This window comes from Kitasatospora sp. NPDC058478 (genome assembly GCF_042720345.1).
In the GTDB taxonomy this organism is placed as follows: Bacteria; Actinomycetota; Actinomycetes; order Streptomycetales; family Streptomycetaceae; genus Kitasatospora.
The window spans coordinates 80690-92638 of sequence record NZ_JBHXML010000002.1; the positions used below are offsets into that span (position 1 = coordinate 80690).

At 70.4% G+C, this 11949-nt stretch carries 8 protein-coding genes; 5 read left to right on the top strand and 3 right to left on the bottom strand.

The window, feature by feature from the left end; translation table 11 throughout:
• Positions 1-133: 133 nt before the first annotated feature.
• Both ACFWPT_RS01470 and ACFWPT_RS01475 read right to left on the bottom strand, forming a co-directional pair.
• Entirely contained in the window at positions 134-6070 is a 5937-nt protein-coding gene (locus ACFWPT_RS01470; protein ID WP_380478634.1) for a glycosyl hydrolase family 18 protein, read from the bottom strand.
• 548 nt (positions 6071-6618) lie between these two features.
• Complete coding sequence (locus ACFWPT_RS01475; protein WP_380478636.1) at positions 6619-7209, bottom strand: TetR/AcrR family transcriptional regulator; 591 nt, start codon at positions 7207-7209, stop codon at positions 6619-6621.
• A 181-nt stretch (positions 7210-7390) separates the two neighbouring features.
• Between ACFWPT_RS01475 and ACFWPT_RS01480 the strand changes: the two genes are divergently transcribed.
• The 4 genes from ACFWPT_RS01480 to ACFWPT_RS01495 all read left to right on the top strand — a co-directional run bounded on the left by ACFWPT_RS01480 (position 7391) and on the right by ACFWPT_RS01495 (position 9455).
• On the top strand, positions 7391-8122 hold the full coding sequence (locus ACFWPT_RS01480) for an SDR family oxidoreductase (RefSeq protein WP_380478638.1): 732 nt from the start codon (positions 7391-7393) through the stop codon (positions 8120-8122).
• Positions 8123-8304: 182 nt separating this feature from the next.
• Positions 8305-8619, top strand: coding sequence for a LysR family transcriptional regulator (locus ACFWPT_RS01485; protein ID WP_380478640.1), 315 nt, complete (start codon positions 8305-8307; stop codon positions 8617-8619).
• Complete coding sequence (locus tag ACFWPT_RS01490) at positions 8604-9242, top strand: LysR substrate-binding domain-containing protein (protein WP_380478821.1); 639 nt, start codon at positions 8604-8606, stop codon at positions 9240-9242. Before ACFWPT_RS01485 ends, ACFWPT_RS01490 begins: the two co-directional genes overlap by 16 nt.
• Positions 9243-9254: 12 nt before the next feature.
• On the top strand, positions 9255-9455 hold the full coding sequence (locus ACFWPT_RS01495) for a hypothetical protein (protein WP_363368028.1): 201 nt from the start codon (positions 9255-9257) through the stop codon (positions 9453-9455).
• On the opposite strand, the gene ACFWPT_RS01500 is transcribed toward ACFWPT_RS01495, so the two are convergent.
• Positions 9433-10464, bottom strand: coding sequence for an alpha/beta fold hydrolase (locus ACFWPT_RS01500; protein WP_380478643.1), 1032 nt, complete (start codon positions 10462-10464; stop codon positions 9433-9435). The two genes, ACFWPT_RS01495 and ACFWPT_RS01500, sit on opposite strands and share 23 nt — an antisense overlap.
• A gap of 201 nt (positions 10465-10665) precedes the next feature.
• Between ACFWPT_RS01500 and ACFWPT_RS01505 the strand changes: the two genes are divergently transcribed.
• Positions 10666-11673: a hypothetical protein gene (locus ACFWPT_RS01505; protein WP_380377113.1), complete on the top strand. Its 1008-nt coding sequence runs from the start codon at positions 10666-10668 to the stop codon at positions 11671-11673.
• The last annotated feature ends 276 nt before the right edge of the window (positions 11674-11949 follow it).

Below are 11949 nucleotides of genomic sequence, written 5' to 3' on the forward strand. Positions count from 1 at the left end.
CGCCTCACCCGAGCCGGCGACCGGGCGGTCCCGTTTCGCCACCACACCCAGGCACCGCCCGACAGCCGGCCAGGCACCGGCAGAAGCGCGGTGCCCGGCCGGCTCCCGGCCGGCTGTGTCCCGGGAGACGGGGCTACGGCGTCGGGCTCAGCTTCTTCCACGGCCGGCCGCCGTTGGCCTCCGCCGTGCCGGGGGTGGCGGTGGTGTACCACTGGGCGTACCAGTAGTAGCCCTGGTACTTCACGAACGCGGCCGTCGAGGCGGCCGGGTCGCCGGTGAGGAGGTGGGTCTCCCGGACGGTGGCTCCGCCGGCGACCTCGATGTCGCTGCCGTTCGCGGAGCGGAGCTTGAACAGGCCGTTGTGCTTCGGCCCGCCGGGGGCCCCCTCACTGCCGTTGTCGGCGATCGGGACGAGCCGCCACTTCTGCTCGTTGCGTCCGTTGCACGCGAGCGAGGCGATGTCCTGCCGGGAGGCGGTGGCGGTCAGGCACCTGCCGCCGCCGGAGACGGTGTACAGGCCGCCGCCCGCGTCCTGGATCCGCCAGTACTGGTTGGGGTTCTGGTCGTTCAGCTCCACGAGGTGCGCGCGGGACTGGTCGGGGTTGTTGTCGATCATCATGGGCTTCCCGGTCTGGCTGTCGCCGTACTCGAACATCCAGCCCTTGTCGCCCTTGTCGTACATCCGCCACAGCCGGCCGCCGTCGGGCCGGTAGACCTGGCCCTGCTTCCAGTCAGGGGCCTGGCAGGAGCTGCCGGCTGCGGGGGCTGGCGGGGCCACGGTCCGCACGTCGCGGCGCTGGTCCCCGGTCGAGCCGTACTCCCGTCCGCCGATCCTGAACGTCACGTTGGACGGCCCGGTGACCGGCAGGTAGTACTTCAGGTCGATGTCCCGGGACTTGCCCGGCGCCAGGTCCTCGCAGTAGCCGAGGGTGAGGGTGAGCCGGTGGAAGTCCCCCTTCAGACCGCCGATGTTGGGGCCGGTGTGGCCGGGAGTGAGGCCCTTCATCTCCTTGTAGTCGTTGTCCTTGACGATCGGCGGCATCGAGGTGGGCAGGTCGAGGGCGATCTCGGTGCCCTGGGCGAGGGTGACGCCGGAGTTGTTGGTGATCCGCAGCTTCGGCTGGACGGGGTAGAAGTCGTTCTCCCCGGTGGGGAAGTCCACCAGTTCGGCCTTCACGTCGATCACCTCGGCCGGCTGCGGCCGGCCGCCCGCCTTGGTGCTGCCGGCGGCGCCGGCGCCCTTGAAGGCGTTGTCGAGGCGGGTGGTCAGGTCGTAGCCCATGCCCCATTCCCCGCCCTGGCGCTGGGCGTAGTCGCCGGCGAGCTCCCAGATCATCGCGCCGCCGATGCCCTTGTCGACGATGTAGCGGGCCTTGGCGTCGATCGACTTCTCGTTCTCGGTGGAGAGGAACACCTTCTTGGCGTCGTTCCACAGCCAGGGCGACTGGAGCGCGTCCGAGTACTTCGGCGCGTAGGTGCCCGTCAGCTGCCCGGTCGGCAGGCCGGTGTCGACGCCGTAGGACCTCAGGTAGCCGGGGGTGCGGCCGTCCTGGAGGTTCTTGGTGTGCCACAGCGGGTTCGACCCGGCGCCGACCTCCCGGTCGTTCTCCAGGTCGTGCCAGAGGTTGTCGATGCCGACCGCGCCCCGCCCGCAGGACTGCGCGTTGGCGGGCCCGCGGCCGCCGGTGCCCAGCGGGCACTGCGCCTGGTCCGCCATCGCGGCCGTGCCCCAGAGCCCGTCGGTGCCGCCCTGGACGTCGCGCCAGCCGCGGGAGTAGTACGGGATGCCGAGGTTGATCCGGCCCGCCGGCAGGGCACCGCGGTAGTAGTGGTAGGCCCAGTCGGTGTTGAAGTAGCCCTCCTTCTGGAAGTCCTTCGTGTTGGGCGCCTGGTCGTTGTAGATCCCGGCGTCGGCCAGTTCGTTGTCCTTCCCGTCGTCGTAGAGCGGGGCCTGCGGGCCGACGAACTTGTTCCAGGAGCCGTGCAGGTCGTAGGTCATGACGTTGACGTAGTCCTGGTACTGCAGCGCCTGCCCGGCGTCCAGCCCGCGCACGAGGTAGCCGGAGGAGGAGCCGGCCGAGGTCAGCAGGTAGTAGCGGCCCTTGTCCGCGCCCGACCGGTCCAGCTTGGTCCGCAGCGTCTTCATCAGCGCGTTGTAGCCCTGCTGGAGGCCCTTGCGGCGCGGGTTGGAGACGTCCCAGTCCAGCGGGTTGCCGGTGTTGGGCAGCGCCGTCGGGTACTCGTAGTCGATGTCGACGCCGTTGAACCCGTACTGGTCCAGGAAGGCGCTGACGGAGTCGGCGAACGCGTCGATGCCCGGCTGGTTCACCGAGCCGTCGGCGTTGGTGGTCATCGCGTAGAAGTTCCGGGTGCCCGCCCAGCCGCCGACCGAGATCAGCGTCTTCACCGCCGGGTGCTGCTTCTTGTACGTGTTCAGCAGGTTGAAGTGCCCCTTGTACGGGAGGGACGGATCCATGGCGTTCTTCTCGCCCGGCCAGCTCAGGCCGGTCGCCGGGTTGGCCGGGTCGTTCGGGTCGCCGATGCTGATCCGGTTGTCCTTGACGTCGGCGAACGCGTAGTTGACGTGCGTCACCTTCGACCAGGGGATGTTCGACGCCAGGTACTTCGGGTCGCCGTTCACGCCCGCGCGCCACCCGGTGAAGTAGCCCACCACGCGCCGGGTCCGGTCGTTGCCGACCCACTCCCGGCCCGCGCCGTCGTACACGTCGCAGTACCGCGCCGCCACGCCCGGGGTGGGCGTCATGCCCTCGGGACGGCAGTCCCCCGAGGCGGCCGGCTTGGTGCCGCGCCCGTCCGGGGAGGCGTCGAACGGGTCGCCCGCGTCACCGCCGTCGGGCTGGCCCACCGGGCGGGCGGACAGCTGCCACTTCTGGGCGTCGGACCGGTTGCAGTCGTAGATCTGCAGCGGCCGGCCGGTGTCCGAGCCGGGGACGTCCAGGCACTTGCCCGAGTTCGGGTTCCGCAGCTCCTGGCGCGCCGAGTAGATCCACTTCTGGGCGGCGGAGCCGTTGCACGCGTACAGCTGGACGGCCGTCCCGTTGTCGGCGCGCCCGGCGTCGACGTCCAGGCACTTGGCCAGGGCCTGCAGCGTGCCGTCGGCCGCGACCGTCCACGCCTGGCCGTCGGAGCCGGCGCAGTCCGCGAGCCGGATCGGGGTCCGGTCGTCCCGGCTGCCGCCGCGCGGCTCGACGCACTTGCCGCCCAACCCGCGGATCGTGCCCACCTGCGTGCCCGTCCCGGTCTCCCGGAACTTCCACCGCTGGGCCTGGTTGTTCGCGTCACAGGCCGTCACCGCGAGCGCGGCGCCCCCGGCGCCGGCGGTCAGACAGCCGCCGTCGGCACCGCTGACCAGGGTGTACCAGCCGGTGCCGGTGCCCTTCGGCTGCCACACCTGGTTGGCGTTGCCCTCCTGGGCCTGGATGAGGTGGGTGGTGTGCGGCCCCGGATCGTGGTCGACGACCATGTCGGGCTTCGCCGACGCGGCGATGCGCCAGTTCCCGCCGCCGAGCGAGCGCATCACCCACCGCTGGGCGCCGGAGCCGTTGGGCTCGTACGCCTGGACGCTCGTACCGGCGGCGGTGCTGCTGCCGCTGAGGTCCACGGCCATGCCGGTGGCCGAGCGCAGCTCCACCTGCTGGCCCTCACGCGGATCCGTGCCGGAGTCCGGGTCGCGGGGGGTGATGACCACGTCGCCGGGGTACTCGATGTTCCAGTACTGGGTCTCCTGGACACCCTTGGCGCAGAAGTCGTTGCTGACCCAGTTGAGGTCCCTGGAGCGGTTCCCCGGGTCCTGCGTGAGACACCTGCTGTTCTCGCCGATGGACAGCGCGACCCGGCCGTCGGCCGCCTTCGACACGTACCAGCCGGTCTCCTTGGGGCCGATGTTGGTCCAGTTGTTGTAGTGGTCCAGGTAGCGCCCGACGTGCTGCACCGACTGCAACGAGATCTGCGAACCCACGTTGTGGAGCAGCCACCGCTGGCTGGCCTTCCCGCTGTCCGGGCGGGTGACGAGATAGTCGTCGAACTTGTCGGTCTCGGCGTCCAGCACCTCCCCCGTCCGGGCGTTGCGCAGTCGGACGATGCCCTCACGCACCGCAGAGGTGTCCGGAGTGACCTTCATACCGTCGTTCGAACCGGCACAGTTGAAGATGTACCGATCGGAGCCGGACGCCGCCTTGCCGAACTCGGTCAGGCAGCGCGACAGTGCCTGCTGCCCGAACGCGTTGGGATGGATGGCCTCCTGGACGTCGCCCTGCTTCGCCGTCGCCCACTTCTCCCAGCCCGGAAGGTAGGGGACCCAGCGCACCCACTCGGCCTTGTCCGTCGGCAGTGGGGCGCCGTTGCTGTTCGCGCTCGTCGCCTGCTGCGCGGTGTTGGCGCACAGCTCGTGTCCGGCGAAGGCGTTCTGCACGTCCAGGAAGCGTGCCCCGGCCGTCCCGGCCGCCTGGCGCAGCATCTCGCTGATCCGGGGCACGACGGAGGTGTGGGCCCAGTCCGCGTCGACCTTGAGGAACGGGCACCCGCCCGTCACATAGCGGCTCCGGTCGCCCGTCCCGCCTTCCGAGGTCTGGCCCTCGCCGTAACGCAGTGTGTCCTTGCCGGGAAGCACGTTCGGGTAGGACTGGAGCACCAGCTCGTAGTTCGACTGTCGGGCCCGGAGCATCGTGGCTCGGACCGCGGTCAGCGTCTTGACGATCTCGGCCCGTACGGTGTTGAGCTTGCCCGCGAACTCGCCCTCCTTGGCCCGGGAGCAGGGCTGTTTCAGGGTGGCGTCGGCGACGAAGTAGGCCACCCCGCAGTTCGCAACGATGCCGCTGAAGTCCAGGTCGTTGCCGCCAATGGACACCACGACCAGGCGGATGTCGTAAACGGCGGCAAGGTCGGCCAGTTGCTCGACCTGTGGCTTCTGCCCCTTGAACCCGTCGGAGAGGATGTTCTTGGTCGTCGCCCCGGAGCAGGCGAGGTTGAAGCGTCGCTCCGGCGGCACGTCCGCGTACTCCGTCCCCTTGATCGGCGCCACGTCCGAGCGATCGCACCGGTTGCCGTTGAAGTCGTAGGACGTCGCGTCGTACACGCAGTCCTGCCCCGTCTGGCACCGCGACCGCCGGTCGGTCCCCCAGACGTCCCCCTCCTCCTTCGTGTTCGCGTTGCCCGCCCAGCGCCCGCCCTCGCCGGAGATGTAGCTGTCCCCCAGCGACACGATGGCCGGTTGCTTCCTGCTGCAGGCCTTGCCGCGTGCGGCGGCGGAACGGGCAACAGGCTGCGCAGGGGCGCAGTCGCGCTCGAACAACACCGCGTGGTGATCGGAGTAGGGGGTGTTCAGACGATAGGCCTGGTACTCGTCCGGGGGCAGGGAACTGCTGATCGCGTAGTCCAGGTTCTTTCCCTTGCCGTCATCGGGGTCAGGGCGCGGGGCCGGGTACGTCTCCCCGTCGGAATGCACGACGTGTGCCCCGCCCAGGTCGGCGGGCGTCCACGACGTCGCGGTCCTGTTGAAGTCGCCGAGCACGGTCCAACTGTTGGGGCTCGCGTCCTCCCTGGCCGCGGCGATGCGATTGCCGGTGTCGTTACGGTCGTTGGAGGTGTTCGCCCCGTGCACGCTGTAGAACCACGTGCCGTCGGGAAGCCTGATGCCGAGCATGGGCTTGGGGTTACCCGGGACCTCCTTGTCCTGATCGTTGAAGGCCTGGCCGATGACATGAACGTTGTTGACGTCGAACGGGATCGGCAGGCCGCGGTCGACCACGAAACCGAGGTTCCGGGTGGCGTTCCCGTTCCGAGTGGCGAGGAAGATCAGGTCGTAGTTCGTCGCCTCGGTGAACGGCTTCTCACACTTGGTCACCGTCCATTGCGTCTTGACGTCGGTGTTGACGCCCTGCAGGTCACGGCCCAGGGTGACGAACTGTTGGGGGTTGGCGGGGCAGGGAACGGTGCTGCCCAACTCCTGGAGCGCCATGACCTGGGGTGCGTCAGTGGTGTTCAGGAGGTCGGCCTCCAGATTCCCGCCCCCGCCCGTCCAACTGCCGTCCCAGCGGTTCTCGTTCTTCATATTGAACGTGCGCCTTATAAGAAGCCATGGCGGCGACGGCGGGCGCCCCCTGCGTGACCGCGAGGGCCTGCAACAGGCCCACGGTCAGGGTGAGGACGAGTGTCGCGGCGACTCGACGCCAGATGGTCGGTCGACATCGTGGAATCCCGCTCGGGGGGTGACTGCCTCGCATTGACGTGTGTTCCGTGTCTTTCCTTCCGTTGACGGCACAGGGAAGTCGAGACTTTACGAAGCAGGAATTGATACTTGATCAACGCTTGCGTTGACGCCGAAGGCCGTGTGCGAGCCCGGAGGGCCCGTGGCGTCGGCGCGGGCCTGGACACGCCCGCCGCCGCCTGGGACGCCGGGGTCCACGGTGCGTTGATGCGCTGTCTACGCAGTCCTGCGAGCGTTCGGGCGCCTCGCCGCTGAAGGCGAGCGGGGGCGTTGTCCGGGTCGAACCACTCCCCCATCGAGCGGATCTCGGTGGAGCCGCTGTCCGGGGCGGCGTCCGTCGCTCGTCGGCGCGAGCGGCGAACCGGCGGCCTGGTGACGTCCGGGTTCTGTCGTCAGTTACCGGGCAGCTGGGGCGGCGCGGATTTCAGCCCGTCCAGGGTGAGGTCGAGGAGGCGTTCGGCCTGCTCGCGCTGCTCGGGTTTGGCCGAGGTGAGGGCGATTCCGGCGAGGGCGGCGAACATGTCGGTCGGACGGATGTCGGAGCGGATCGTTCCGGCGGCGGCACCGGCCTCCATCAGGGAGTTGAGGGCGCCCTGAATCATCTCGTGACTGTCGGCGTAGGGGTTGCTGCCCGAGGCGACGACGGCTCGCAGGGCGTCGGCCATGCCGTATTTGGCGGTGGCGTAGTCGATGAAGCGGCGAGTCCACACCCGCAGGGCCTCGGCGGGCGGCATCGTCGCCAGGAGGCCGGCGGCGGCCTCGCACAGCCGGGCCACTTCGTTGCGGTACGCCGCCTCGATCAGCGCCTCTCGGGTCGGGAAGTTGCGGTAGAGCGTGCCCGTTCCCACGCCCGCTTCCCTGGCGATGCGCTCGAAGTGGGCGTCGAGCCCCTCCTCGCTGAACACGCGCACCGCGGCGGCCAGGATCTTGTCCCGGTTGCGCTGCGCGTCGGCCCTCAGCGGGCGCCCTGCCTCTCGGGTCATCGGCGGCTCGTTCCCTTCTCCGTTGCTAAGTGGAGGCTCCGCCACTTAACCTGGGCGAAGTGGCGGAGCCTCCACTTTCACTCTAGGGCATGGTCCGACCTGCCCGGACGCCCCCTCTGCTCCGCACTCCACACTCCACACACCGCAATCCGCAATCCGCACTCTGGAAGGACAGGCGAGCATGCCGGGAATCGAAGGCAAGGTCGTGGCGATCACAGGCGCCAGCAGCGGCATCGGCGAGGCGACCGCGCTTCTGCTGGCCGAGCGAGGCGCGAAGGTCGTCCTCGGGGCACGCCGTCCGGAGCGTCTCGCGGCCCTGGCCGCCCGCATCGAACAGGCCGGTGGCGAGGCCGCCTGGATCCGCACGGACGTGACGCGGCGCGAGGACCTCCCCAACCTCGTCAAGCTGGCATGCGACCGATACGGCAAGCTCGACGTCCTCGTCAGCAACGCCGGGATCGGCCTGATCTCCCCCCTCGACGACCTGCGCGTCGAGGACTGGGAGCAGATGATCGACGTCAACCTCAAAGGCGTCCTGTACGGAATCGCGGCGGCCCTCCCCCTCTTCCGGGAGCAGGGATTCGGACACTTCGTCAACACCGTGTCCACCGCCGGACTGCGCATCGTCCCGCTCCAGTCGGTGTACGCCGCCACCAAGAACGCCGTGCGCACCGTCTCCGAGGGCCTGCGCCAGGAGGCCGGCCCCGACCTGCGCGTGACCGTCGTCTCACCCGGCGCCGTCCGCACCGACTTCGCGGAGCACATGGACCCGGCGGCGAAGGCCCAGATCGACAAGCTGATGGAGATCGCCCTCCCGCCGGCCGCGGTGGCCCGCGCCATCGCCTTCGCCATCGAGCAACCGGACGGTGTCGACGTCGGCGACATCGTCGTTCGCCCCACCGCCCAGGGATAGGCCCCCGCGACGGGGTGAGGTGAGCGGGCGCCCTGCTCCCGGCGAGTACTGGAGAGGCCCCCTGGAGGAGCAGCGGGTTGCCGGGGCGCCACGGTCGGCCCGGACTGCGGTCGGCCGCCGGCCCGGCTGCGGGAGACGTCGCTACCCGAGCCGGGGCAGCTGGCCCGGCCGAAGGATGGAGCATGGAATTTCGTCAGTTGCGGTACTTCGTCGCGGTGGCGGAGGAGTTGCACTTCGGTCGCGCGGCCGAGCGGTTGATGATCGTGCAGTCGGCCGTCGGCCAGCAGATCGGCCGGCTGGAAGGTGAGCTGGGCGTCGAGCTGTTCGACCGCGCGGGGCGCCGCGTGCGGCTGAGTGCCGCGGGGGCGGCGCTCCTGCCCGGCGCCCGTGAGGAGTTGGCGGCCGGACAGCGGGCCTGGACCTGGTCGGCGGCTTCGTCGCCGCGCGGGAGACCGTGCTGCGCGTCGGGACGAGCCGGGGAATGGTCGTGCGGTTGAAACGGGTGCTGGAGGCGCTGGAGCGAAACACGCCCGGCACCCGGGTGGAGTTGGCCTCGGCGGCGCCGGAGGAGCGCCTGCGGCGGGTCGCCTACCGGGAGTGGGACGCGGCCTTCGTGCGCGGGGAGGTGGCGGCGCAGCAAGGCGTGCGGCTGATCCCGGTGTGGCGGGAGGAACTCGTGGTCGCCCTGCAGGCCCGCCGGAACAACCCGCCGCTGGTCGACCTGGTCACGGCTGCCTGCCGGGACGCCGGGTTCGAGCCCGTCGGCCGCCGCCGACCCCGACCAGGCCGCACAGGAACGCCGGCGCCTGGTCGCCGAGTTGGCCCGACCGGACACGACCGGCTTCGGCGTCCATTTCGCGGACGTGGTGTTCGGCCGAGTCCACTCCGACGGGCACGGCCCCGCCTGGCGAGCCATCGCCGACTGACCGCCCCCGCCCCGTGTCCTTCGCCTGGCACGCACGCAACGGCCGCCTGCCCGACATCCCCGAGGACGGTAGCTCCACCCACCTCCCGAACCTCGGCCGAGCCGTTGGTGCCGCTGGGGGACGGGGTGCTTACGGACGGAGGTGTCGCCCCGGGGCGGTGGGCGCGGGTGGCTCGGCCGGGGGGCAGCCGCTGATGAGGGGAAGCGGTGCAGTACCTGCTGGACGTGGACCACGTCGCGGGGGAAGAACTCGGCGACGGTGGTGGCCACGACGTCGCCGGCCCGTGCGAGGCTGTTGGCGATGCGGTTGACCTGGGCACCGGTCAGGTCGTCGGGCACCTGGCCGAGGCCCGCGAGGTCCAGCGCCACGTCGATGTTCCGCTCTCTACGCGGTGTGCTCGCGAATGATTTCGCCGATCTGCCGGGGAAGTCCGGGGGAGAACAGCGCGTGCCCCATGCCGGGAATCGGCTGGAATCGGGAGTGAGGGATTTCATCGGCGAGGGCACGGCCATGCGGTAGCGGGCGCAGGGGATCTTCCGTGCCGTGCATGACCAGTGTCGGGGCCCTGATCGAGGACAGCGGAGCAAGGCGGTCTTCGGTCATGTGACGTCCAGCCAGATCGTGGTTGAGGGCCGCACTGTGGTTACCGGTCCGGTCGAAGGAGGCTTCCACGAAGCGGCGAGCGGCAGGCTTGTCGAAGGGAAGGATGTCGCCGTTGAGCACGCGCCACGTCTCCAGGTCCGCTGTGACGTACTCGTCGCGAGTCCCCTGCGGGAGAGCGGCGCGTTGTGCGAGGTGCGTCAGGAAGCGTGCCGTGGGTGGCGGCAAGTCGCTGGGGTCGGGTGCCCGACCGGCCATGGCGCGCGCCCAGGCCGGGCCCGCGCTGTGGCCCATCGGGCCGGTCATCATCGCGGTCAGAGTCAGTACGCGTTCAGGGCGGTGCACGGCCAGCCATTGGCCGATCGCACCGCCCAGGGACGCCCCGACGATGTGCGCGGCGGCTACTCCGTGGCCGTCGAGCACGGCCGTCGCATCGGCGGCCATGTCCGCCAGCGTGTAGGGGTGGGTGGCGAAGTCCAGGCAGGTGGACCGGCCGGTGTCCCGGTGGTCGTAGCGGATGACCTGGCGACCGCTGGCGGCCAGCACATCCACCAGCTCGTCCGGCCATCCGATGCCGGGTGCGGCGGTCCCCATCACCAGGAGGACCGCCGGATCGTTCGAGTTGCCGACCCGTTCGGTCCACAGGCGCAATTCGCCGGATTCGACAATTAATTCAGCAATCGCAGTCATGGGCGCCAACATAGCGAACGAGGCACCAATTTTCCACATCCCCAATGGATATGAATTTCCATCGCCATTCTGGTAAAATACCGAATAGGTCGCGGGCTTCAGGAAGTGGTCGACCAGGTAGGCCATCCGAGGCTCTCGACCTTCGCCGGCCGCAGGACTACTTCGGGCGGGTCTGGTCCGCAGCGCTCCGCGCCCAAGGACTCGCCCAGTCGACCTGCGAGGAGACGGCCGCATGACGCCGCTCGTCCACGCCCCCGAAGGACAGCGCCTGGGCCGACGACGAGAACTACCGGACCCACTGTCAGCGGCCCGCGGTTGACTGACGCCATGGGAGACACCACCGACCACCTGCACCGCATCGACGCCCTGCTGACCCGCCCGGCCCCGGACATCGCCCGCCTGCCCGCCGACGGCGACCTCACCACCGCCCACCGCCGCCTCGTTGAGGCGCTGCGCCCGCGCTGGGGGTCGTCGCGTAACCTCGCGACCGGCGGTTTCGTCGACCCGACCATCGACGACGACAGCGGGCTGCCACTGGTAGCCCCGTTCGCCGGGCGTCTGGTCGAGCTGTGCGGGTGGGCGGTGGGCGAGCGCTGGATCGGCTGCGGGATCGTCCGGGACAACGACGGCGGCGCGCCGCACCTGGTCGCGGTGACGGCCCGCCGGGCCGACCCGGCGACGGCCTGCCTGCTCGCCGAGGACGGGGAGGAAGAGGCCGACGTGCCGGGTGACCGCTGGGTTCGGCGGCTCGCCGCCGCGACGGGCCGGCCGCAGTCGCGGCAGTGGACCGTCGACTGGTCGTCGGCCGAGGCCAGGCTCGGCACCGCCCTGCCCGCCGACTACCGGCACCTGGCGGAGCACTTCGGCCCTGGCATGTTCGCAGGCTTCCTCGACCTCTCCCTGCCCGGCCCCCTGCCCGGCCGCGACGACCCGTTCCCGCAGTTCCTGTGCCTCGTCGAGCACGCCCTCCACCTTGCCGAACTCGCCGCCGCCGACCCCGGTATCGCCGACCTCTACCGTCCCCACCAGCTCCACCCCGCCCCGGGCGGGCTCCTGCAGTGGGCCGGCTCCGTCCAGGCCGACCAGTTCTACTGGCTGACGGAGGATGCAGACCCGAACCGGTGGCCGGTTATCGCCCGCAACGAGGACGGCGACAGCTGGGCGCGGTTCGAGGGTTCCACCGCCGAGTTCGTCCACCGGCTCCTCACCGACCACCGGCACCCCTTCTCAGTCGCTGAGCTCATCGACCGCCCCGACTTCGAGCGGTACGAGCCCCACGAACCCGACAACCCCTTCTTGGTGGTTGAGGCCCGCTCTGGTGTCACTGGGCCATAACCCGGTTATGGGTGACCGCACCGACGACGCTCACGACGACGCCCGCGTCCAGGCCCGCACCGAGGACGTTCCCGAGCAGTCGGACGAGAACCAGCTCCCCTCCTGTAGACCGCAGTCCATCGGACTGGTCGCTGGGGAGTTGGCGCTGCGGTCCCGCGAGTCGCGGGGGGGCGGGGGGGGGGGGGCCCGCCCGGCCCGGCGAACCCCGGAGCGGTTGGGGCCGCGGGCGGGCGAGACAACACACGCCAGCCCCCCCCCCGGGGAGGGGAGGGAAGT